The sequence below is a fragment of the Mesorhizobium sp. M7A.F.Ca.US.002.01.1.1 genome, from assembly GCF_004022955.1.
Lineage (GTDB): Bacteria > Pseudomonadota > Alphaproteobacteria > Rhizobiales > Rhizobiaceae > Mesorhizobium > Mesorhizobium ciceri.
In genome coordinates, this window is the sequence record NZ_RZQE01000002.1 from 40347 (window position 1) to 63690 (window position 23344).

The 23344-nt window shown below is 63.4% G+C and carries 23 protein-coding genes; 11 read left to right on the plus strand and 12 right to left on the minus strand.

The features are described 5' to 3' along the window. Window positions 1-12: 12 nt before the first annotated feature. The 4 genes from EN932_RS00740 to EN932_RS00755 form a co-directional block, all read right to left on the minus strand. The gene (locus EN932_RS00740) at window positions 13-1470 is read right to left on the minus strand and encodes a UdgX family uracil-DNA binding protein (RefSeq protein ID WP_064992897.1); all 1458 of its coding nucleotides are present in this window, start codon (window positions 1468-1470) and stop codon (window positions 13-15) included. Between the two features lie 2 nt (window positions 1471-1472). Continuing rightward, entirely contained in the window at window positions 1473-2708 is a 1236-nt protein-coding gene (locus EN932_RS00745; RefSeq protein ID WP_064992898.1) for a putative DNA modification/repair radical SAM protein, read from the minus strand. Window positions 2709-2788: 80 nt separating this feature from the next. After that, window positions 2789-4195 (minus strand): glutamine synthetase family protein, encoded by a 1407-nt coding sequence (locus EN932_RS00750; RefSeq protein WP_082827523.1) that lies wholly within the window; start codon window positions 4193-4195, stop codon window positions 2789-2791. 11 nt (window positions 4196-4206) lie between these two features. Beyond that, window positions 4207-5586: an aspartate aminotransferase family protein gene (locus tag EN932_RS00755; protein ID WP_127369174.1), complete on the minus strand. Its 1380-nt coding sequence runs from the start codon at window positions 5584-5586 to the stop codon at window positions 4207-4209. 155 nt (window positions 5587-5741) lie between these two features. Between EN932_RS00755 and EN932_RS00760 the strand changes: the two genes are divergently transcribed. Continuing rightward, entirely contained in the window at window positions 5742-6194 is a 453-nt protein-coding gene (locus tag EN932_RS00760) for a hypothetical protein (protein ID WP_127369175.1), read from the plus strand. Between the two features lie 6 nt (window positions 6195-6200). On the opposite strand, the gene EN932_RS00765 is transcribed toward EN932_RS00760, so the two are convergent. Both EN932_RS00765 and EN932_RS00770 read right to left on the minus strand, forming a co-directional pair. Then, the gene (locus EN932_RS00765; protein WP_127369176.1) at window positions 6201-7175 is read right to left on the minus strand and encodes a WD40 repeat domain-containing protein; all 975 of its coding nucleotides are present in this window, start codon (window positions 7173-7175) and stop codon (window positions 6201-6203) included. 253 nt (window positions 7176-7428) lie between these two features. Continuing rightward, window positions 7429-8484, minus strand: coding sequence for a GTP-binding protein (locus EN932_RS00770; protein ID WP_127369177.1), 1056 nt, complete (start codon window positions 8482-8484; stop codon window positions 7429-7431). 199 nt (window positions 8485-8683) lie between these two features. On the opposite strand from EN932_RS00770, the gene EN932_RS00775 reads away from it, so the two are divergent. Beyond that, entirely contained in the window at window positions 8684-9430 is a 747-nt protein-coding gene (locus EN932_RS00775; RefSeq protein ID WP_128368679.1) for an intradiol ring-cleavage dioxygenase, read from the plus strand. Between the two features lie 211 nt (window positions 9431-9641). Further along, a complete protein-coding gene (locus tag EN932_RS00780) occupies window positions 9642-10112 on the plus strand; it encodes a MarR family winged helix-turn-helix transcriptional regulator (protein WP_127369179.1) in 471 nt (156 codons plus the stop codon). Between the two features lie 24 nt (window positions 10113-10136). Here the strand turns inward: EN932_RS00780 and EN932_RS00785 are convergent, their stop codons facing one another. Beyond that, a complete protein-coding gene (locus EN932_RS00785) occupies window positions 10137-11006 on the minus strand; it encodes an AraC family transcriptional regulator (protein ID WP_128337702.1) in 870 nt (289 codons plus the stop codon). Window positions 11007-11055: 49 nt separating this feature from the next. Here EN932_RS00785 and EN932_RS00790 point away from each other — a divergent pair, with 49 nt between their 5' ends. The 5 genes from EN932_RS00790 to EN932_RS00810 all read left to right on the plus strand — a co-directional run bounded on the left by EN932_RS00790 (window position 11056) and on the right by EN932_RS00810 (window position 15113). Then, window positions 11056-11463, plus strand: coding sequence for a DUF2000 family protein (locus EN932_RS00790; protein WP_024501919.1), 408 nt, complete (start codon window positions 11056-11058; stop codon window positions 11461-11463). 198 nt (window positions 11464-11661) lie between these two features. Next, window positions 11662-12546 carry a DMT family transporter gene (locus tag EN932_RS00795; protein ID WP_063173523.1) on the plus strand — a complete coding sequence of 295 codons (885 nt, stop codon included), beginning with the start codon at window positions 11662-11664 and terminating at the stop codon, window positions 12544-12546. Between the two features lie 77 nt (window positions 12547-12623). Then, window positions 12624-13646, plus strand: a complete 1023-nt coding sequence (locus EN932_RS00800) for a LacI family DNA-binding transcriptional regulator (protein WP_127259551.1) — start codon at window positions 12624-12626, stop codon at window positions 13644-13646. Beyond that, window positions 13643-14626, plus strand: coding sequence for a 2-hydroxyacid dehydrogenase (locus EN932_RS00805; RefSeq protein WP_127369338.1), 984 nt, complete (start codon window positions 13643-13645; stop codon window positions 14624-14626). The genes EN932_RS00800 and EN932_RS00805 overlap by 4 nt, the downstream gene beginning before the upstream one ends. A gap of 82 nt (window positions 14627-14708) precedes the next feature. Continuing rightward, window positions 14709-15113, plus strand: coding sequence for a hypothetical protein (locus tag EN932_RS00810; protein WP_164766146.1), 405 nt, complete (start codon window positions 14709-14711; stop codon window positions 15111-15113). On the opposite strand, the gene EN932_RS00815 is transcribed toward EN932_RS00810, so the two are convergent. Continuing rightward, window positions 15114-15887 (minus strand): gamma-glutamyl-gamma-aminobutyrate hydrolase family protein, encoded by a 774-nt coding sequence (locus tag EN932_RS00815; RefSeq protein ID WP_027164201.1) that lies wholly within the window; start codon window positions 15885-15887, stop codon window positions 15114-15116. A gap of 263 nt (window positions 15888-16150) precedes the next feature. Between EN932_RS00815 and EN932_RS00820 the strand changes: the two genes are divergently transcribed. Continuing rightward, window positions 16151-17260 carry a TRAP transporter substrate-binding protein gene (locus EN932_RS00820; protein WP_127384919.1) on the plus strand — a complete coding sequence of 370 codons (1110 nt, stop codon included), beginning with the start codon at window positions 16151-16153 and terminating at the stop codon, window positions 17258-17260. An 85-nt stretch (window positions 17261-17345) separates the two neighbouring features. Here the strand turns inward: EN932_RS00820 and EN932_RS00825 are convergent, their stop codons facing one another. From EN932_RS00825 to EN932_RS00840, 4 genes are all read right to left on the minus strand, one after another. Then, window positions 17346-18374: a zinc-dependent alcohol dehydrogenase family protein gene (locus EN932_RS00825; protein ID WP_164753632.1), complete on the minus strand. Its 1029-nt coding sequence runs from the start codon at window positions 18372-18374 to the stop codon at window positions 17346-17348. A gap of 18 nt (window positions 18375-18392) precedes the next feature. Next, window positions 18393-20177, minus strand: a complete 1785-nt coding sequence (locus EN932_RS00830; protein WP_174299056.1) for a TRAP transporter large permease subunit — start codon at window positions 20175-20177, stop codon at window positions 18393-18395. Then, a complete protein-coding gene (locus EN932_RS00835; RefSeq protein ID WP_013528212.1) occupies window positions 20174-20758 on the minus strand; it encodes a TRAP transporter small permease subunit in 585 nt (194 codons plus the stop codon). Before EN932_RS00835 ends, EN932_RS00830 begins: the two co-directional genes overlap by 4 nt. A 188-nt stretch (window positions 20759-20946) precedes the next feature. After that, on the minus strand, window positions 20947-21852 hold the full coding sequence (locus EN932_RS00840; RefSeq protein ID WP_064992905.1) for a branched-chain amino acid ABC transporter permease: 906 nt from the start codon (window positions 21850-21852) through the stop codon (window positions 20947-20949). Window positions 21853-21999: 147 nt separating this feature from the next. Here EN932_RS00840 and EN932_RS00845 point away from each other — a divergent pair, with 147 nt between their 5' ends. Both EN932_RS00845 and EN932_RS00850 read left to right on the plus strand, forming a co-directional pair. Further along, entirely contained in the window at window positions 22000-22611 is a 612-nt protein-coding gene (locus EN932_RS00845; protein ID WP_127369206.1) for a CGNR zinc finger domain-containing protein, read from the plus strand. Then, window positions 22604-23140 carry a hypothetical protein gene (locus EN932_RS00850; protein WP_127369205.1) on the plus strand — a complete coding sequence of 179 codons (537 nt, stop codon included), beginning with the start codon at window positions 22604-22606 and terminating at the stop codon, window positions 23138-23140. Before EN932_RS00845 ends, EN932_RS00850 begins: the two co-directional genes overlap by 8 nt. Window positions 23141-23344: the final 204 nt, after the last annotated feature.

Genomic DNA, 23344 nt, shown 5'->3' on the forward strand with positions numbered 1-23344 from the left:
AAAACAGACCAATCAGGCGGCCATCAGCCGCTTCACCAGCTTCATATCCTGCAGGAACCGTTCGCGTTCAGCCTCCTTGTCCGCGGGTTCGCGGATGCGCAGGATGAAGGAGGGATGGATGGTGATGAACACGCGCAATCCGTCCTCGCGCTCGATCACTTGTCCGCGCATCTTTGTCACCGGAATCGCCTTGCCGAGCAGCGACATCGCCGCTGTCGCGCCGAGTGCCACGGCGAGGTTCGGCTTGATCAGCTCGAATTCTTGGTCGATCCACCAGCGGCAGGCCTGAATCTCACCGGAATTCGGTTTGGAGTGGATGCGGCGCTTGCCGCGCGGCTCGAACTTGAAGTGCTTGACCGCGTTGGTGACATAGACCTTTTGCCGGTCGACACCGGCATCGTCCAGGATCGCATCGAACACCTTGCCGGCCGGACCCACGAAAGGTTTGCCGGCGAGGTCCTCCTGATCCCCCGGCTGTTCGCCGACGAAGATCACCTTGGCATTGTCAGGGCCTTCACCGAAGACGGTCTGCGTCGCGTCGCGCCACAGCGGGCAGCGGCGGCAGCCTTTCGCTGCCTCGCGCAATTCCGGAATCGTGCTTGCATCATCTTCCGGTGCTTCGACGGGCTGCTTCGGCCAATGCCGTGCCTGCACCTTTGCGTGGTGCGGCGCGGGTGTTGTCGGCATCTTCGCAATCATGTCCTTGGCGGCCTTGTCCGCTCCTGCGATCATGTCTGGAATGAGCGAGGCCTCGGGAAGGTTCCGCCAATATTTCTTCGGCATCTCCTTCTGCATGGCTTTCACCTTCAATCGCGCCGGGTTGAAGATGTTCTCGAAATAGGTGCGCCAGAGCGCCTCGGTATCGTCCTGATCAGGCGCATCGCCCTTGGCCGCGCCCGGCCCGATCGCCAGCCTTTCGCCATCCCAGTCGGCAGAGGCATAAGGGGTCAGGATCGTCCAGCGCATGCCGGTGAAACGTCTGACGAAGAAATCGGCGTTGCGCTCGACGATGAAATGATCCGGCTCGAACCAGGCGACATAGCGCTCATCGGCACCGTCGCCGATTTTCCGGAAACGTACGAAGGCGTGCATCTTGTGGCTGTCGCGCCGCACCGCCTTCTCCATGGCCTCGAGCCGCCTGGTGTCGGAATCCGACGCGATTTCCAGCAGTTTAGCCTCGTCGCGCAATCGCCACAGCATTCGGTAGAGAAAGGCAAACCGGCCGGGATCGGAATGGCAGAACGCCGTTTCGGCATGCCCGAGGAAGTCGCGCGGCACGACGAGTTGCGCGCCCGCAGGCACTTCAGGCAATTGTGCCTGATCAGAGCCTGGCGCGACATGCCAGTCGACGTCCTCGGGCCTGACCTCATTCAAGGCCAGCCGCCGTGCCGCGTCACGCCAGCCCGCAAAATCCGTCTCGCTGTCGAGCCGAACTCTGTATCTGGCGAGATCGAGTTCCGCCGGCCGCATGATCAGAACAACGACAACTGTTCGCAGGAGGAGGCAATCTTTTCGCGCAGGCCGGCCTTGTCGGTCAGCGCGCCAGGTGACCAGCCTTCGGCGATGATGAACGGCCTGAGCTTGGCGATCGACTGGCAGATCCGTCCGACGTCCTCGAGCCGCATGCGCCGGTGCCGACGCGTCTCCAAAATCTTCGCCACCACCTTGGTGCCGAGGCCCGGCACCCGCAGCAGCGCTTCGCGGTCGGCGCGATTGATGTCGACGGGAAACTGCCCCCGGTTGCGCAGTGCCCAGCCCAGCTTCGGGTCGATGGCGAGATCGAGCATGCCGTCGCTGCTGCCGGCGAGGATTTCCGGTTGCGAAAAGCCGTAAAACCGCATCAGCCAGTCGGCCTGATAAAGCCGGTGCTCACGCATCAGAGGCGGCTTCTGCAGGGGCAGCGACGACGACGAATCCGGAATCGGACTGAAGGCCGAGTAATAGACCCGCCGCAGATGGTAGCTGCCATAGAGCCGGGCGCTCGTGTGCAATATGCCGTCGTCGGATGTCTTGTCGGCGCCGATGATCATCTGCGTCGACTGGCCGCCCGGCGCAAAGCGTTCGCGCTTTTTGGTCTTCAAAGTCGGCTCGGCCTTCTCCTCCATCTTCTGGCGCAGCCTGGCCATGGAAAGCCGGATTGTCTCCGGCTTCTTCTCGGGCGCCAGCCGCTTCACACCCTCGTCGGTTGGCAGTTCGACATTGATCGACAGCCGGTCGGCATAGAGACCGGCCTGCTCGACCAGTTCGGCCGAGCTTTCCGGGATGGTCTTCAAATGGATGTAACCGGAGAATTTCTCCTCCAGGCGTAGCCGGCGCGCCACCTCGACCATCTCCCCCATGGTCTCGTCCGGCGAGCGAACGACACCCGAGGACAGGAACAGGCCTTCTATGTAGTTGCGCCGGTAGAAATCCATGGTCAGCTTCACCACCTCGTCGATGCCAAAGCGGGCTCGCCGCACGTTGGAAGACGAACGGTTGATGCAGTAGCTGCAATCATAGATGCAGAAATTGGTCAGCAGGATTTTCAGCAGCGAAATGCAGCGGCCGTCCGGCGCGTAGGAATGGCAGATGCCCATGCCCTCGGTGGAGCCGATGCCGCCTGATTCCAGCGAGTCCTTTTTCGCCGCACCCGATGAGGCGCAGGACGCATCGTATTTGGCGGCATCGGAGAGGACAGCCAGTTTTTCACGGACGGTGAGTGCGCTCATCCGTTCATGATATGTTCTTATCCGCCCTTATGCCACCTCATTTGATGGAAACGGCGAAAAAGTGATCGCCCGCCCGGCCCTCAGACTTCGTGCAGATAGAGGTGGTAATCCAGTTCGCTGACCGTGCGTGCCACGCGCAGGTATTCGGACTGTTTGATCGCCACGAAGGTCCGGTGCAGGTCCTCGCCGAGCGCGTTCTTCAGGAAGCTGGACGCCCGGGCCGATTCGATCGCGGCGCGCCAGTCGACAGGCATGGTTGTGCGCGTGACCGCTGCCTCATAGCCGTTGCCGGTCGTTTCGGGCCCCGGATCGAGCCCTTCATCCATGCCCTTGATGATGCCGGCGAGCACGGTTGCGGCGATCAGATAGGGGTTGGCGTCGACGCCCGACGGCCGGTGCTCGATGCGCCGGTTCTTGGCGTCGCCGGCCGGCACACGCAGCGCCACCGATCGGTTGTTGACGCCCCATGTCGGCGCCACCGGCGCATAGGATTGCGAGACGAAGCGCCGCCAGGAATTGGCGTGCGGCGCAAACACCAGCATCGATTCCGCCATGGTCTGGATGAGGCCGCCGAGCCCTTGCAGCAGCGGCAGCGACCAGCTCTCGCCGCCGGCTTCGGCAAAGACGTTTCGGCCGGCTCTGTCCTGCAGCGAAACATGGAAATGCATGCCCGAGCCGGCGTATTTCTCGATCGGCTTGGCCATGAAGCAGGCGGTGACGCCGTGGCGGCGCGCCTGCGCCCGCACCAGCCGCTTAAGCATGACCAGGTCGTCGGCCGCCCGCATCACATCCTTGCGGTAGTTCAGCGTCAATTCGTACTGGCCGGGCGCATATTCGGAAATGACCGTCTCGGCCGGAATGCCTTGCGCCTTGGCTGCGGCATAGATGTCGGAGAACAGCGGCTCCATGCCGTGCAGATGGTCGACGGAATAGACTTCCGTCTTGCCCGAGACGCGGCCGTCGAGCACGGCGCGCGCCGGCTGCACCTTGCCGTCGGCATCGCGCTCATTGGCCAGCAGGAAGAATTCAAGTTCGAAGGCGCCGGCCGGATAGAGGCCCTTGGCCGCCAGGATGTCGACTTGCCGAGCCAACGCCAGCCGCGGATCCGACGACATCGGCCGGCCGTCGAGCATGTACATCGCCATCAGCAGCTGGCCACGCGGCGGGCTCGTGCCGTAGAGCGGCACCAGCGTACCGGGGATCGGCCATGCCCTGAGATCGCCGTCGCCGGTCGTCCAAATCAACCCGGTCTCGTGCACATCCTCGCCGGTGATGTCGAGGCCCAGGATCGAGATCGGCATATGGCGGCCGCCCTCGAAGATGCTCTTCAGCTCATGCCGGCGCACGATCTTGCCGCGGCCGACGCCATTGGCGTCGGTCAGCACGATATCGAAGGCTTCGATCTCGGGATGGGCGTCGAGAAAGGCTTGCGCCTCGGCGGATGTCGAGCCCGAAGGTGAGGTCATTATGGCATTGGGATGGTCCATCGCCGCTTGTCTCATGCCGCAAGCTTTGCCGCAACCGCGCCGAAGGCGGTGATCAGCCGGTTAACCTGGGTCGCAGTGGTCGCCGGCGAGATCAGCATCATGTTGTGGAAGGGTGCGATCAGCACGCCGCGATTGACCAGCGCGACATGGATGGCGGCCTCCAGTTCCGGCGCATGCGCCACTTCCGCCTCGGCGCCATTGCGCAGCGGACCGGGCGCGCAGATGAACTCGACGCGGGCGCCGACACGGGAAACATGCCAGGGCAGGCGATAGCGATCGATCACGCCGGTCAACCCGGCATCGAGCCGCCGCGCCAGGTGATCCATGCGGTCATAATTTTCCGGCGTCATTACCTCTTCAAGCGCGGCGCGCATCGCTGCGAACTGCAGCGGGTTGGCCGAGAGCGTCGTGCCCATGCCGGAATAGCCCGGCTCCTTGGTCCTGTTGTAGTCCGCGTAGCGCGAGGCGACGTCGTCGCTCATGCCCCAGACACTGGCCGGCACGCCGCCGGCGATCGGCTTGCCCAGGACGAAGAAGTCCGGGTCGAGACCATATTTCCTCGTGTAGCCGCCGGGGCCGGTCGAGATCGTGTGCGTCTCGTCGATCAGAAGCAGTGTGCCGGCTTGGCGTGTCAGTTTGCGCAGGGCGTCATGGTAGCCCGGATCGGCAAGCACCATGCAGGAGTTGGTCAGCACCGGTTCGGCGATGACGCAGGCGACGTCCTTATCCCCAAGCGCGGCTTCGAGTGCTGAGATATCGTTGAACTCGATGACCTTGGCCGTACGGGTCAGGTCGCGGAATTCCCCCGCCAATCCCGGCCGGTTGACGGGCTTGCCGTCGATCAGCCGCACCATCGTCTCGTCGACCGAGCCATGGTAGCAGCCGTTGAAGACAAGGATCTTCTCCCGGCCGGTGACGGCTCGGGCGACGCGCAGCGCAAAGCGGTTGGCGTCGGTCGCCGTCGTCGCGATCTGCCAGAACGGCAGGCCGAAGCGCTGCTGCAGCAGCGGCCCGATGGCGAGCGCATCTTCCGAAGGCAGCATATAGGTCAGGCCACGTCCGGCCTGGCGGCGGATGGCGCGCGCCACCGGCGGCGGCGAATGGCCGAACATCGAGCCGGTGTCGCCAAGGCAGAAATCGTCGAGCTTGTTTCCGTCGATGTCGGTGATCGTGGCGCCCTTGGCGCTGTCGACCAGGATCGGGAACGGCGTCGGCCAGTCGTTCATCCAGTGCATCGGCACGCCGCCGAAGAAGCCGGGCAGGCCGTTGCCGACCTTCGCCTGAGATTGCGGCCGCGCCTTGCGGAAGGCTGCCCCCTCGGTCTCGCGCAGATCGGCAATGCGGTCGCGGCCGATGCCGCCGATGGACGTCTTGGACATATCGCTGTGCATGAAAACCCCTCTGGTCGATTCCTCTTAGCCAATCCGTGTCTGCATCCGCAATTGGCCGCGCATCTGTCCTGCGTTGGCTCAGCCTTTGGCGGCGGCGCTTGACCGTGCTGCCGAAGTCGGCGCCAATATGAGCGGAAATTGAGGGGGGAGGGGTAATGAGGACGGTCATCTGTGTGGCGATGCACCTGTCGTTGGCGAGCGCGGCCTTCGCGTCGGGCGGCATCTGGTGCTCCACCGACGACACGGCGGCGACATTCGAGGTCGAGGCCGGCGTCACCAGAGGCATGGGCGGGCCGACCTTCAACTTTCGCGGCAACCTCGAAATTCTGAGCCGGCCTGCCAGCGACAGCCTGCGCAAGACCGTGTTTGAGGATTCCAACCTGACGCAGTACTGGCTCGACGGCAAGGAATTGCGGCTGAACATCTATCGTGAGCACGAGGCCGCGCAAAAGATCAACTCGGTCGAACTGACGATCCTGACCAGGACCAGCGACGAAGGCGTCTACGACGGGAGCTATACGCTCTTCATCTACGACGCCGCGGCGGATACGGACCAGGACGGCAAACCGGTTGAAATCAGCGGCAAAGTGTCGTGCGGAGCGGAGTGAGCGGGGTCAGGCCGTGATGTCGATGACGCCGCAGTCGCCTGCCGCGCTGCCGAAGGCGACGCGGCGTTCTTCCTTGTCCCACATCATCGAGGTGATGGCGCCCTTGCCCGGCCGCCGCAACAGCACTTCCTTGGCGTCGGCAAAACGCACCGCCATCACCATGCCGTCATCATAGCCGACGGCGACGACATCCTGGCTCGGGTGACAGGCGACAGCCGTCACCATGGCGTTGCCGCGCGTGCCGAGTTCCAGCGGTGCCTTGCCCATCGGCCCGTCCTTGCCGGAAAACGGCCAGACGATCGCCGCCGGCGCGCCGGAACTCGCCAGCCACTTGCCCTTCACGCTCCACGACAGGCTTTTGACCTTGCCGGGATAGCCGGTCATGCGCATGTGCTTGCCGTCGGCGAGCTTCCAGCCGTGCAATGCGTTTTCTTGCATGGTGGTGACGAGGAAGGCGCCATCCGGCGAGAAGGTGATGCCGGTATGGGCGCCGGCCCATTCGAGTTCCACGGGCTTGCCCTCGGCGGCCGGGAAATGCAGCGTCGCGCCATTGTAGCGGGCGACGCCGAAGCGCATGCCCTTGGGCGAGAAGGCCAGCCCCTCCACCGAACGCGGATGGACGAATTCCCTGGTCTTGCCGTCGGCGAAGCGCACGAAGGCAGTCTTGCCTGAGGCATAGGCGATGGCGCCTTGCGACCCGGCGGCAACGCTGGTGATCCACTTCCTGGCCGCGCTTGCCAATTCCGTGGCCTCGCCGCCCGTTTTCACGGCAAACACCTTGCCGTCCTCGCCGCCGGTGATCAGCCGGTCATTGGCCGCATCATGGAAGGCGGCGAGCAGCCCGTCATTGGCCTGAACCGTCTTGTGGCCATGGTCGAGCCGATGGATGGCGCCGTCGGCCATCGCGAAATGCGGCACGTCGCCGAGAAAGACGGCGGCGATGCAATGGCCTTCGAGGTCTAGGGGGGCGACTGTGGGCATCAGGGAACCATTCCAATGAAGTTTGTTGCCATCCCCGGGAAGTCGCCAGCGCGGCCAGGTGTGGCGCCAACCTTCTCCCCTTGTGGGAGAAGGTGGATCGGCGCGCAGCGCCGAGACGGTTGAGGGGTGTTGGACGGATCGCCGTCGGTGCCCAGCTGGAGCACCCCTCATCCGACCGAGCTTCGCACGGCCACCTTCTCCCACAAGGGGAGAAGGACAGAAGGGGCAGCGCTAGCGTTATAAGGCTTGGAAATCAAGCCGCCTGGCAGGCGTCAAAACTCTTCTTCAGCCGCTCGGCGTCGAGTTCCCTGCCGATGAACACCAGCCGGCTCTCGTGCTTTTCGCCGTCTTTCCAGGCGCGCTGATGGTCGCCTTCGATGATCATGTGCACGCCCTGGATGACATAGCGCTCGTCGTCGCCCTTGAGCGCGATGATGCCTTTCAGCCGCAGGATGTTGGGGCCTTCCATCTGGGTGATCTTCTCGATCCAGGGGAAGAATTTCTTCGGATCCATCTCGCCGCCGCGCAGCGACACCGATTGCACCGTCACGTCATGAATGTCCGAAGCATGCGCGTGATGGTGGTGGTCGTGCCCGTCATGATCATGGTGGTGGTGATCGTGGCCGTCGTGGTCATGATGATCGTGATCGTCATGCGCCTCGAGGAAGTGCGGATCGTTTTCCAGTGCCCGGGACAGATCGAAAGCGCCGCGGTCGAGTACTTCGGTCAGGTCGACGCCGGCGCGGGTGGTACGATGGATCTTTGCCGCCGGATTGATGGCGCGGATCGTTGCCTCGACCTTGGCGACTTCTTCTGACGTGACGAGGTCGGTCTTGTTGAGCACGACGACGTCGGCGAAGGCGATCTGGTCCTCGGCTTCCCTGGAATCCTTGAGCCGCAACGGCAGGTGCTTGGCGTCGACCAGCGCCACCACCGCGTCAAGCCTGGTCTTGGAGCGCACATCGTCGTCCATGAAGAAGGTCTGCGCCACCGGCACCGGATCGGCGAGCCCGGTGGTCTCGACGACGATGGCGTCGAAGCGGCCGGGGCGGCGCATCAGGCCCTCGACGACACGGATCAGGTCGCCGCGCACCGTGCAGCAGACACAACCATTGTTCATCTCGTAGATTTCCTCGTCGGATTCCACGATCAGATCGTTGTCGATGCCGATTTCACCGAACTCGTTGACGATGACGGCGTAGCGCTTGCCGTGGTTTTCCGACAGGATGCGGTTGAGCAGCGTCGTCTTGCCGGCGCCGAGATAGCCGGTGAGAACGGTTACGGGGATTTGCGTCTGTGCGTCGCTCATGGCTTGCCTCGAAAGTGCTGGGCCGCGAAAGATCCGGCCCTCAAAAGGGATTGTCGGTTCCATATAGGATGTGTGCCGGGCTTTTGCACGGGGCAAACCGATGGGCCAAACCGGCTTGCTACAATACCGGATTTTGGCTGGCGAAAGCCGCTGTGATTGCCTAGCTCGGGATGCGGAAGATCAATTTGAGAGGCAAGATATGTCCGGCAAGCCATCCTCCTTCTCATTGAGCCGGCGCCAGGCGCTCGGGTTGATCGCGGTCACCGCCGGAGGTGGTGCCTTCCTGCCGGCCTCGGCAATGGCCGCTCAATCTTCGGCTGCCCAGGCTTCACCCTATGCCGGACTGGCCTTGTTCGAAAACGGCGCCGGTGTCTGCACCATTACGCCTGAAGTGACCGAGGGACCGTTCTATTTCGACCCGAAACTCGAACGTGCCGATGTCACCGAAGGCAAGAAAGGTATTGCCCTTGACGTCCGGCTGCAGGTTGTCGACGTGGACTGCCGCCCACTTGCCGGCGCCCGCGTCGATATCTGGCATTGCGACACGCAGGGCGCCTATTCCGGCTATCCCGGACAGGGTGACGGCCGCGACGTCGACACATCGGGCCAGACCTTCCTGCGTGGTTGGCAGAAAACCGATGCAAGCGGCATCGTCTCCTTCGCCACGATCTATCCCGGCTGGTATCGCGGCCGCACCACCCACATCCATTTCAAGGTCTTCCCCGACGACAGGTCGGTGATGACCGGCCAGTTGTTCTTCCCCGACAGCCTCAGCGAGCAGATCTTCACCTCTGTCGCGCCCTACAATGACCGGCCCGGCAAGCGCGACACTTCAAACGCCGATGACGGCATCGCCAGGCGGGCAGGACCGCAATCGCAGGCTGCGCTGCGCGAGTTGGAGGATGCCTATCAGGCGCTGATGATCGTGGCGGTGAAGCCCGGCTGAGCGTTCCCTCACGCACCTTGTCAGCGGCGAAAACTCCGGTCACGAATTCGTTTGTCATCTAACTGAAATAAACATCTGGCATTAGCACGGCGGACACCACAATGCTTGCCGGCAAAGCTGTTTGAAGCGCCGGAATCTTTTTGATCGTCGATTGCCAACCGGCCGGCTGCCTCTATGCTGCCCGCACCGGTACGGCCGAAGAGGGAAGACCATGGCCAAGGCGGACAAGACTGCGACAATGAGCCGGCTGCATTCCGCGGCAAGGCTGGCAAGGACGGCGCTGGCTGCCCGGCTTCTGGCGCACGGCTTCTATGCCGGCCAGGACCAGATCATGCTGGCGCTCGACCGTGAGGACGGCCAGACGCCGGGCAATCTTGCCGGACGTCTCGGCGTGCGCCCGCCGACGATCACCAAGACCATCAACCGGCTGCAGGCCCAGGGTTTCCTGGAGAAGCGCACTTCTGAAGCCGATGCCCGCCAGGCCCACATCTTCCTCACCGATACAGGCCGCGACATCATCCACGCCATCGAGAAATCGGTGAAGAAGACCGAAAAGCAGGCGCTGAAGGGCCTCGACAAGAAGGACCAGAAGTCGCTGTTCAAACTGCTTGCCCGCATCGAGGCCAACCTCTCGAACGAGGAACTGGTGCTCATCGACGACGACGCCGAGTCGGACGACTGACCGGCGGATTGTCGCGGCAGGCGATCAAGCCGCCGCGGCAGAGCCCTGGATCAGCGACGACCAGCGTCCCGGTGTCATGCCGAACGCCTTCTTGAAGTACCTGATGAAATGGCTCTGGTCGCTGAAGCCGGCTTCGACTGCGATCTGCGCCAACGGTTCGCCGGCGGCGATCATCCGCCGCGCACGCTGAAGCCGGCGCATCACCAGGAAGCGATGCGGACTGGTCGAGAACGCCGCGCGGAAATGCCGTGACAAGGCATAGCGGTCGAGCCCGGTTATCGCTTCCAGTTCGCCGGAGCGCACCGGCCGGGTCAGGTTTTCCGTGAGATAGTCGCGCGCCAGTGCAGCCGCCCGCCACGCCGTCCGGGTCATCGGCTTTGCCGGCTGGCCGCCATGCCGGGTCAGGCTTTGCATCAGTTGGACCAGGAAGTCGTCGACGAACAGGTCGTCGAGTTCCTGCTCCAGCGGCCCCAGCGCCGAAAGCAGCGTTGCGCAAAAGGCCGCGTCCGTCACCACGCCATCCCTCACAAAAGGCAGCGAAGCGCCGCCAAGGCAGTCGAGCATCAGCGACGGCTCCAAATAGAGCATTCGGTAGCGCAGGCCGTCCTCGGTGCCGGCGCCGCCGTCATGCAGTTCGTCGGGGTGTAGCACGATGATCTGGCCTGGAAGGCTGTGACGCGCAGCACCAAGATAGCGAAACGTCTGCACACCGTGCAGCGTTACCCCGATCGCATAGGTGTCGTGGCGATGCAGGTCGAACGCGCTGCCATGGAAGCGTGCCTCGATCCGCTCCATGCCTGCGGGATCGGGACCGGAGATAATACGGTTTTCCGCCGCATCGATGCACAAACGTCCAAGACCCTCGAAGGCCTGGCTGTCTAGATCGTGCGACATCGTCTCCGTAAGCCTCGCATTGGGGCACAAACCGAATGGCCAATGTCTCATGTTCGATACGAAATTTGCAATCGTGCTCAGGGAAGATCTGCCGGTCTGGCAGAAACTCAACGTCACGGCCTTCCTGACCAGCGGCATTGTCGCCCAGTTTCGCGACATCATCGGCGAACCCTATCGCGACCGCGCCGGCAATCTCTACAACCCGCTGTCGATCCAGCCGGTCATCGTTTTGTCCGCCGACCAGGCCACGCTGGGCACGATCCACCGGCGCACATTGGAGCGCGGCGTGACCACCTCGCTCTATGTCGAGGAGATGTTTTCGACCGGCTTTGACGCGGCCAACCGGGCCGTCTTCGCCGAATTTGCGCCTGAAGACGCCAAGGTGGTCGGGATCGCGCTTCGCGCCGACAAGAAGCTGGTCGATAAGATCACCAAGGGCGCCCGTATGCACCCGTAGCTTTCAAAGGCATCGACTAAGCCTGCCGCCGACACTTGTTGTGCCAGCCGGCTTTGGCGTGGCGACAGCCGACAATTGGCTTGCCGGGAGCCGGCAATTCCCGCAAAGGTGGGTCCAGCCCAGCTCCCACCCGGCCTGCAAGTGAGTGCTCCCCAAAGACATGTAGAAAGCGCGACGCCCCCGGTGGCGATCCTGTGCATGCTTTCCACTTACGTCTGCTTCACCTTCCTCGACACATCAAGCAAATACCTCGTCCTCGCCGGCATTTCCGTGCTGGTCGTTGCCTGGGTGCGCTTTGCCGTGCATGTCATCCTGGTCGGCACCCTGTTGCGCGGCTGGCGCCAACCCATGCGGTTTCGCCCGGTCAACCTGCCTGCGCATATCCTGCGCGGGGCTTTCCTGTTCGGATCGACCATATTCAATGTCCTGGCGCTCAAATCCCTGCAACTGGCCGAGACAACCTCGATCTATTTCTTTGGGCCGATGGTGATCACGGCGCTGGCCGGTCCGCTGCTTGGCGAGTGGGCGGGCTGGCGGCGCTGGCTGGCCATCCTGGCGGCCTTTGCCGGCGTCCTCATCATCACCCGACCGGGCGTCGGCGTGTTCGGCATCGGACATCTCTTCGCGCTCGGCTCGATGCTGTCGAACTGCTTCTACGTCATCATGACGCGCCGCATGTCGGCGACCGAGACATCGGAGAGCCTCATCCTGTTTTCGGCGCTGGCGCCGGCGCTGCTGCTGTTGCCCCTGCTGCCGTTTTCGTTTTCCCTGCCGCATGACGGCTGGCACTGGTTCGTGCTGCTGATGCTCGGCGTGTTCGGCGGCGTCGGTCACTGGCTGCTCGTCCAGGCCTACCGGCTGGCGACGACTACGGCTTTGGCGCCCTATCCCTATTCGCAGATGGTGTGGATGATCATTTCCGGATGGATCGTCTTCAAGCAGTTTCCCGACCGCTGGACGCTGGTCGGCGCCGCCATCATCGTCGCCAGCGGCCTCTACATCGTCCATCGCGAGCATAGGCTTCGGCTGCGGAGCCGCGCGGCCTCGGACGTCGAGGCCGAGGCGTTGGCAAAAAAACTTTGATTTGCCCCCGATCGGTGGCATAACGCCGCCTTTAAACAGTTTAGGTCTGGAAAGTCAGGTCCGGGGAGCACACGTCGCTGGCACAAAAAATCAAGCTTTCGACGATCGCGGATGCGCTCGGCGTGTCCACGGCCACGGTCTCGCTGGCGCTGCGCGACAGCCCTCTTGTTGCCGGGACCACCCGTGACCGCATCAAGGAACATGCCCGCGCCATCGGCTATATCTACAACCGACGCGCCGCCAGCCTGCGCACCTCGCGTTCCGGCATTGTCGGCGTCGTCGTGCACGACATCATGAACCCGTTCTTCGCCGAGATCCTGCGCTCGATCGAAAGCGAGCTCGACCGCAGCCGGCAAACCTTCATCCTGTCCAACCACTATGATCAGCTCGAAAAGCAGCGCACTTTCATCGATACGCTTTTGCAACTCGGCGCCGACGGCGTCATCATGTCGCCGGCGATCGGCACGCCGGCTTCCGACATCGTGATGGCCGAGGAGAACGGCCTGCCGGCTGTGCTGATCGCGCGCACCGTCGAGGGTGCCGACGTGCCGGTCTTTCGCGGCGACGACTCTTATGGAACAGGCCTCGCCACCAACCACCTGATCTCGCTCGGCCACAAGCGCATTGCCATGATCGGCGGCACCGACCAGACCTCGACCGGCCGTGACCGCTACCAAGGCTATGTCAACGCGATGGAGGCGGCCGGGCTGGAAGTCAGGCCGTCCTGGCGCATCGCCGGGCCGCGCACCAAGCAGGCCGGCTTCGAGGCCGCCGGACAGTTCCTGGCGCTGAAGGACAGACCGACGGCAGCCTGCTGCTGGAACGACCTCGTCGCCATCGGTCTGATGAACGGCATTGCCCGCGCCGGCCTGGTGCCGGGCGTCGACATCTCGGTCACCGGCTATGACGACCTCGAAGAGGCGGCGATCGCGACGCCGGCGCTGACCACAGTCTGGAACGGCCAGCGCGAGGTTGGCCGCCGCGCCGCCAGCGCGCTGCTCGACAAGCTCAACGGGCAGACGGTGCGACCCTCGCAGGAATTGATCAAGCCGGAACTGCATGTGCGTCAGTCGACCGGCAAGCCGGTGGAGCGTGCATGACCAAGGCCGAACAGTTGCAGACCGTCGCCATCCTGGTGCCGGGCGATTTCAACGACCACGCGGTCGACCGCATCAACCGCACGTTCAGGCGTGTCAGAATTGAACGCGCCGATCCGGCGCTCGTCACCGACGAGATGCGCAGTGATGTGCGCGGCGTCGCTTCGTTCGCCGGCATCAACGCGGCGATGATGGATGCATTGCCCAACCTCGAACTCATCGCTTCCTTCGGCGTCGGCTATGATTCGGTCGATGTCGGTCATGCGGCGGCGAAAAACATCATGGTCACCAACACGCCCGACGTGTTGACCGAGGAGGTCGCCGACACCACGATCGGGCTGTTGATCAACACCATCCGCGACCTGCCGCGCGCCGAGACCTGGCTGCGCGACGGCAGCTGGGTGCGCAAGGGCAACTATCCGCTGAGCCGGCTGACCTTGCGCGGGCGCAGTGTGGGTATTTTCGGCATGGGCCGCATCGGGCAGGCCATTGCCCGGCGTCTGGAAGCCTTTGGCTTGCCGGTCGCCTACCACAACCGGCGCCGTGTCGAAGGTCTTTCCTACCACTATCATGCGACCCTGAAAGGGCTTGCCGAAGCCGTGGATACGCTGATTTCGGTCGCGCCGGGGGGCGCCTCGACGGAGAAGGCGGTCAATGCCGAGATACTGTCGGCGCTTGGCGCCAACGGCGTCTTCGTCAACATCGGCCGTGGCAGCACGGTCGATGAGGCAGCGCTTGCGGCAGCCCTTGCCAACGGCACCATCGCCGCTGCCGGCCTCGATGTCTTTGCCGACGAACCGAACGTGCCCAAGGCGCTGCTCGACGCGCCCAACACCTCGCTGCTGCCGCATGTCGGCTCGGCCTCGGACCATACACGCCGCGCCATGGCGGATCTGTGCGTCGACAATCTGGTGTCCTGGTTCACCGAGCGCCGGCCGCTGACGCCGGTGCCCGAGACGGCGCATGTGAAGGCTAGAAACTGATCGGTGGCTGCCACATTTATTAACGTCAGCTTAACCCTTTGGAATCATTGTTCAACCTGTCCGTGTACGTGGATGAAGAATGATGAAAGCACTTTCCGCATTGATCGCTGCCGCAGCGCTGTTTGGTGGCATTCAGCTGTTTCATGGCGGCAGCCGGGAAAGCGTAGCCAACGAGGCCGCCCCGTCCAACAGCTACAGGCTGGTCGCCAATGGCGATGAGGCGGTCTGTGCAGTCAGCCGCGGAGCCGAAATTTCGGACGGTTTGTCGTTGCTCACCGTTGCTCCCAAATGCCGTCGGCTCTTGCCGGGCATAGAACAGGCGAAGTTCTGGCGCGAGCAAAACGATGGCACCGTTGCCTTCAGCGCCAATGGCACCGATCCAATCGTCACCTTCGTGGCTGCCGATGGCGACGGCTACGAATCCTATGCCCCGGCGCTGCCGCTGCTGTCGCTGGCGGCCACCCGTGATAAAAAATCCGGCGAGTGATTATTCCGCTGCGGCCCGCGCGCCCGCCTTCGCTGCGGCGTGCAGCCGAACCGCATCGCCGAAGGCACGGAATATTTTCACCGAATTGCTGTCCGACTTGACCCAGTATTCCGGGTGCCATTGCACGCCGACGGCGAAGGCGCGGGCGTCCCGCACCGAAACCGCCTCGACCGTGCCGTCGGTGGCGACGGCCTCGACCTGCAGCTTCGAGCCGAGCCGGTCGATCGCCTGGCGGTGCAACGAATTGACCTTGATGTCGCCGGCACCGAACACACCGGCCAGGCAACTGTCAGGTTTGATCGAAATGGTCTGGTGGATGGCGAAGCGTTCGTCCTGCTTCTCGCTCACCGGCGCGCGGTGATCGAGCGAACCCTCGCGCTCCTGGATCTCGGTGCCGAGCGTGCCGCCCAACGCCACGTTCAGTTCCTGGATGCCGCGGCAGATGGCGAGCAGTGGCACGCCGCGTTCGATCGCCCGGCGGATCAGCGGCAGCGTCGTGGCGTCGCGCGCCGGATCATAGGGGCCATTGGCTTCACTGGCGTCGCCGCCATAAAGCGAGGGATGCACATTGGATTTCGAGCCGGTGACCATGACGCCGTCGACCGACGACAGGAGTTCGTCGAAATCGAGCCGGTCGCCGAACGATGGCACCAGCACCGGGAACACGCCGGCGCCGGCGATCGCCGCTTCCAGATATTGTTGTGGGGCGGCATGCCAGGTGTAGTTGTCGAACTGACGGACGTCGGTCGATATGGCGACGAGCGGCTGATGCATTTTGGCTCTATGTTCCATCGGGGCAAGGGATACCTGCCTTCAAAATAGGCGATCCCACGTTATTTTTCCATGCCAAGTTTCGGCGTGTCGCATGGGCCACGAAACGGCCTGTTAGACTATAGTTGCAGTGCAGCCGGGCTTCGCCGTCAAATCGGGCCGGCCTGCTGGACTCGACTTCTTGCCTGTGTATTGTCTCGAACGAACCGACACGGAAACCGAGGATTTTCTGACGTCGGCCTGTTGATCCAAAAGGGAGGAACTTCATGGATCGTCGTTCATTCATTCGCAAGGCCGGTGTCACCGGCGTCGGTGCCGCGGCGGCGGCGGCCACGCTGGCGGCGCCTGCAATCGCCCAGTCCAATCCCAAGGTGACATGGCGGCTGGCGTCGTCCTTCCCGAAGTCGCTCGACACCATCTATGGCGGCGCCGAGGTGTTCTCGAAGATGCTGTCGGAAGCCACCGACGGCAATTTCCAGATCCAGGTTTTTGCTGCCGGTGAGCTGGTACCTGGCCTGCAGGCCGCCGACGCCACCACAGCCGGCACGGTCGAGGCCTGCCATACGGTGGCATATTATTACTGGGGCAAGGACCCGACATGGGCGCTCGGTGCGGCGGTTCCCTTTTTGCTCAACGCACGCGGCATGAATGCCTGGCATTACCATGGCGGCGGCATCGACCTGTTCAACGAGTTTCTCGCCACGCAGGGTCTTTTCGGCCTGCCGGGCGGCAACACCGGCGTGCAGATGGGTGGCTGGTTCCGAAAGGAAATCAACACGGTGGCCGACCTTTCCGGCCTCAAGATGCGAATCGGCGGTTTTGCCGGCAAGGTGGTGCAGAAACTCGGCGTCGTGCCGCAGCAGATCGCCGGCGGCGACATCTATCCGGCGTTGGAAAAAGGCACCATCGACGCGGCCGAATGGGTGGGCCCCTATGACGACGAGAAGCTCGGCTTCTACAAGGTGGCGCCCTATTATTACTATCCCGGCTGGTGGGAGGGCGGCCCGACCGTCCACCTGATGTTCAACAAGGCGAAGTACGAAGAGCTTTCGCCGACGTACAAGTCGCTGCTGCACACTGCCGCGCAGGCGGCCGACGCCAACATGCTGCAGAAATACGATTATCTGAACCCTGCGGCGGTGAAGCGGCTGGTGGCCGGCGGCGCGAAACTGCGCCCGTTCAGCCAGGAGATCATGGCCGCCTGCTTCGAAAAGGCCAACGAGGTCTATACCGAAATGGAAGCCTCCAACGCCCCGTTCAAGAAGATCTGGGAATCGATCAAGGGCTTCCGCAAGGAGCATTATCTCTGGGCACAGGTGGCCGAATACAATTACGACACCTTCATGATGGTCCAGCAGCGCAACGGCAAGCTGTAGCCGGCCGGACTTCTGCTCAAAAGCTCTCTGGGCGGACCCCGCTCAGGGAGCTTTTCTGTATATGCCGGGAGGCGAAGCCGGCGGTTCAGCCGCGGCGCGGCACCACCAGAACCTTGACCTCGCCGGGCGCCGGCGGATTGGCGATCACCGCTGGCGCTTCTTCAAGCGACACCGGCCTGGAGATCAGCCTGTCGATCTCGACCGCACCGGAAGCGATGAGTTCGGCGGCGCGGCGATGGGTGTAGGGATTGAGGAAGGAACCGAGCACCTTCAGTTCCCGGAACAACAGGTCGAACGGCTCGAATTCCGCTTTCATGCCTTGCGGCGTCACGCCGACAGTGACGACCGTGCCGCCGGCTCGGGCCAGCCGCATGGACTGCTCGACGGTCTCTCGCACGCCGGCGCATTCGAAGACGACGTCGACGCCACCTGGCGCCAGACCGGCCGGTCCGGCGATCGCATCGATGACATCGGTGGCTGTCGGATCGATCGTCGCTGTCGCGCCGAGGTCCTCGGCGAGGGCGCGCCGCGAAGCCTGCCTGGTCGACAGAATGATGGTCGTGGCTCCCGCCAGTCTTGCCAGCTGCACGGTGAGCAGGCCGATCACGCCGCCGCCAAGCACGACCACCGAGCTGCCCGGTTTGATACCGGCAAGGTCGACGCCGTGCAGGCAACAGCCGAGCGGCTCGCAGAAGGCACCGTGCAGGGGGTTCAGGCCTGCAGGCAGCACGAAAGCCTGTTTCTGCGGCAAGGCAAGATAGTCGGCAAAGCCGCCGTCGCGATGAATGCCGATCGCGCACAGATTGGTGCAGAGATTGACTTGTCCCGCGTGACAGTGCGCGCAGCGCCCGCAGGCTATGTTGGGGTCGCCGGTAACACGATCGCCGATGGCAAAACCCGAGACCGATGTTCCGATCGCCTCGACGATGCCGGAAAACTCATGGCCGGGCGTCACCGGTGGCGTGCAAGGAAATTCACCGTGAAACAGATGCCGGTCCGTGCCGCAGACGCCGCAGGCTTCGATGCGCACCAGTAGCTCATCCGCACCGATGTCAGGCATGTCGACGTCGCGCAGCGTGATGTCGCCCACTGCTTCCAGCCGCACCGCTTTCATGGTCTTGACCATGCCGGTTCAGTTGAAGCTTGGCGGTTGCGACAGGTCGGGCTGTGGCGCTGCCGGCTTTGCCGGTGTCGGATCGCCGAAACTGGGCGGTTGCGAAAGGTCAGGAGCGGCCGGCGCCGTGGCGCCACCAGCGGGCGCCGCTCCATCCGCCGGCGGCGTGCCCAGCGGCGACAGGCCGGGCACCTCCGGTACCTTGTAGTCGATGGTGCCCGGATCGACGGTCGTTCCCTTGTAGTGCATCACCATTTGCGGGAAGGCGATGGTCAGCCCGATCATGATCACCTGGATGCAGACAAAGGGCACCGCGCCCCAATAGATCTGGCCGGTCGTCACCGGCGCGATTTGTTTGCCGGTGAGACGATCGAGATAGGGCACGCGCGCGGCCACCGAACGCAGATAGAACAGCGCGAAGCCGAAGGGCGGGTGCATGAAGCTGGTCTGCATGTTGACGCCCAGGAGCACGCCGAACCAGATCAGGTCGATACCGAGCTTGTCGGCGGCGGGCGCCAGCAGCGGTACGATGATGAACGCCAGTTCGAAGAAATCGAGGAAGAAGGCGAGGAAGAAGACGAGCATGTTGACGCCGATCAGGAAGCCGACCTCGCCGCCCGGCAGCGACGTCAAAAGGTGCTCGACCCAGATGTGGCCGTTGACGCCGTAGAAGGTCAGCGAGAACACCCGTGCGCCGATCAGGATGAACAGCACGAAGGACGACAGCCTTGTCGTCGAGGCCAGTGCCTGCTTAACGACGTCAAGCGACAAGCGCCCCTTGGCCGCCGCCATGAACAAGGCGCCGACCGAGCCCATGGCGCCGCCTTCGGTCGGCGTGGCGATGCCCAGGAAGATGGTGCCCAGCACCAGGAAGATCAGCGCCAGTGGCGGGATCAGCACGATGATCACCTGCTGCGCGAGCCTGGACATCATGTTGAAGTTCAGGCGCTTGTCGGCAATGGCGACGATGTAGATGAACAGCACCCCGGCAGTCGCGCCAAGAATGTCGGCATTGTCGCCATGCGCCGGCGCCAGATAACGATATGCCGCGTAGGAAACCGCCGATGTGACCAGCAAAGCCACCAGCAGCGACATCACGCCATGGCCAAGTGTACGGGCCTCGAGCGGCAGCGCCGGCATCGAGTTCGGCCGGATGATCGACATGATCAGGATATAGGACATATAGAGGCCGGTGAGCACGAGGCCCGGGATCAACGCGCCCGCGTACATATCGCCGACCGAGCGGCCGAGCTGGTCGGCAAGCACGATCAGCACCAGCGACGGCGGGATGATCTGGGCAAGCGTGCCGGAGGCGGCAATGACACCGGATGCGAGCCGGCGGTCATAGCCATAGCGCAGCATGATCGGCAGCGAGATCAGGCCCATGGCGATGACGGAAGCCGCCACCACGCCGGTGGTCGCCGCCAAAAGCGCGCCGACGAAGATCACCGCATAGGCGAGGCCGCCGCGGATTGGCCCGAACAGTTGGCCGATCGTGTCGAGCAGGTCTTCGGCCATGCCCGATCGCTCGAGCACGATGCCCATGAAGGTGAAGAACGGGATGGCCAGCAGCGTGTCGTTCGACATCACCCGGCTGCCGTAGAAATTATCCGGCAATGCGTGCAGGAGCGGCCAGGCGAGGTTGATCGATCCTCCGGAATAGGGAGACAGCAGCACACCGATGAAGAAGAACATCAAGCCGTTGGCGGCCAAGGAAAAAGCGACGGGGTAGCCGATCAGCAGGAAGATGATCAGCGAAGCGAACATGATCGGCGCCATGTTCTGCGCGATGAACTCCATCACGAACGCACCTCGTCGGCCAGCGCCTTGGCTTCGAGTTCGGCCTGCTCATGCACCGATATGAAGGGATTGGGGTCGTCCATGTCTCCGCGCATGATGGCGATCTTCTTGATGATCTCGGAGATGCCCTGCAGCGCCAGCAGGAAAAACCCGACGAGCAGGATGGCCTTGGCGGGCCAGATGATCAGGCCGCCGGAATTGTTGGACATCTCGCCGCTGCGAAACGACAGCGACACATAAGGAACGAAATAGATCACCATCAGCGTCACGAACGGCATCAGAAAAAAGACATGCCCGAAAAGGTCGATCCAGTGCTGCACGCGGCGTGGAAACAGGCCGTAGACGACGTCGATGCGGATATGTTCGTTCTGCTTCAGCGTATAGGCGGCGGCCAGCATGAAGGCGGCGCCGAACAGATACCATTGCAGCTCGAGCCAAGCGTTCGACGATATGTCGAACACCTTGCGGATAATGGCGTTGGCGGCGCTCACCAGGATCGCCAGCAGGATCAGCCACGATATCCATTTGCCGATGAACTCGTTGGCGCGATCAATAGTCCTGGATAGAGCGAGAAGCCCTGCCATGCATTCCTCCCTTGTACCGGAGGCGTGCCGGCTTCCCCCTTTTTGTCCGTCACGCCACGTGGTCCAACGGTATGCCGCGCGTGGACTGACGGGTCAACAAGGATAGAGGCAGCGAATATCATCGCATGGCAGACAGTGCCCAATACCGGCGATCTGCCCTCGCGTCATGCAACCAAAGTCTGACGTTTTCAGGCGATTTTGCCGGTGTCGCGGCCGGCGCCGATCAGGATCAGCGTCGTGACCAGGAACAGGTACATCCACGCGTCGCGCCACTCGACCGGGAAATAGCCGGCCCACAGCGATTCGGCCATGCCGAAGACGGCCGCGCCGAGCGCCGCGCGCGGTGGCGAGAGATAGCCGCCGACCGCCGTCACGAACAGGATCTTCAGTCCGTAGACGAGGCCCGACCCGAAGCTGACATTGCCGTAATAGAGCCCGGCCATGACGCCGGCCAGCGCGGCGCAGAAGCCGCCGAACAGCACCGCGTGCCGGAACACCGCGCGTACGTCGACGCCGCACATCGCGGCAGCCTTGGGGTCGTCGGAGACGGCGCGCCAGCACCGTCCGAAGCTCGACCGGGCAAAAGCCCAGCTTGCCAGCGCGATTGCCGCCACCACCACGGCGCAGTCGATAAGCTGGATGAGCGTCAGCGTTGCCTTGAAGGTCGCGCCCTGCGCGAAAACGATGGGCTCCGCCAGCATCGGCGGCAGCCACAGATCATGCGTGTCGGCGGCGATGCGGCTCGCTTCGGACAGCAGCAGCAGGATGCCGAGAGTCGTCACCACGATTGCATTGGGCGTGCGGTCGGCCAACGGTTCGAAGACACTGCGCGACAGCACGTGGCTGATCAGCGCGGCATAGAGGAACGCAGCGACGACGCCGAGCGCCACCGCCGCCAGCAGCGTCAGCCACAGCACCTGATAGCCGAAGGCCGCGGTCAGGATCATGGTCTGGCCGCAAAAGGCGAACAACGCGCCATAGGCGAGATTGGTGCGGTGCAGGATGCCGTTGGTCAGCACATAGCCAAAGGCGAGCAACGCATACAGCGCGCCCGAATGCAGCCCGTTCAGCACCTGCTGGAAGAAATAGAGCATGCAAAACCTCGAAGCATGCCGCCCAAAAGTGCGAAGCGGTCCTGGCCAACAGCATGCTCAAAAGGCTGCGGAGACCACCGCATCCGGAGTGAGGTTGCATCGCTGAATCTAACTTGTCAAATACGATTTATCGGTTAGATTTTGGCCATGACGGTATCATGGACCCCGCACCGCTTCACCGGCGGCCTGCTTGCGCTCGACACGGCGAACACCGTCGTGCTGCGCGGCGATCCGGGGCGGACGTTCGACCGCTTCGAAGATCCGGCCGAGATTGCCCGCTTCGCCGACGCGGCGAGCCGCTTTCGCGCCGCCGAGCTTGGCGAAAGGCCGCTGGCGGTATCCTCAGCGGTGGCGATCGCACCCGTCGTGCTGTCGATCCGCGAGGCGACGGACCGGCTGTTTCGTGGAGCGGTGTCGAAGGGCGCGGTCGCCACCGCTGATCTGCCCGGATTCCTGAGCGCCTGCGCCGAGGGTCTGGCCGGCAGCCGGACCGAGATCGGTGTGCCGGGAAGGCCGTTCGGTGATCCCCTGACGCCGATCGCCTTCGAGGCGGCGCTGGCGGTTTCGGCGCTATCGCTTCTGCGCGACGATACCGTCGCAAGGCTCAGGATCTGTCCCAACTGCACCTGGCTGTTCGTCGACAGAAGCCGCAATTCCAGCCGCCTGTGGTGCGACATGGCGGTGTGCGGCAACCGTCAGAAGGCAAGCCGTCACTATCGCCGCCGTCGCATGGCGGAAAATGAGGTCAAGAATGCGTAGCGGCCTTTCCCGTTCGATCCTTGTTGGCGCGGCGCTCATCGTGGCCGTTGCGCTCGGCGCCTGCCGCGACACCGGCGACGCCGAAGGCAAGCTGTTCGAGGTTTCCGGCAAGATATTCGTTTTCAACTACCGCCTCGCCAGGGCGACTTATGTGGTGGCCCTGCGGCCGCTGAAGCCGATGGGAGAGGGCCAGGTGGCGGTCGCCAGCTTCCAGGATCCCGCCGGCGGCGCACCTCTGGTGGTCGAGCAGAAGGTCTGGCCGAAGCTCGACAAGGTGACGCTGGAGAGCCCGGCACTGACCTGCGTCGTCAAGAACAAGCCCTATGCGATTGCCATCAGCATCAAGGGCGCCGACGGCGCGGTCCTGCAGAAGATCGACACCACGCTGATGTCGACGGAAGACCAGTCGATCCTGCCCGACCGGCCGCTGGTCATCGACCAGCTCTACACCGCCAATCCCGATCTCGTCGGCCATCCCGACGGCAAGCTGCCGGGCGAGCCGAAGCCAGATTGCTCGAAAGGCGGCTGACGCGTCGCGGCCGCCCGCGCCGCAGCTGTAATGTTCATGCGCCGGGCAATGTCCGCGGATCGGTTTCATACTCGATTCAGGATGGCCGCGGACTGTTCGTTGCGCGTTGCCTGGCATCTGCGATTTTGTTTGACCTGCCTTGCAAGGGGAGAAAGGATGCGTCATCCGACCCCGACGTTGGCTGCCTGCCCCGCGTGGCCTCCG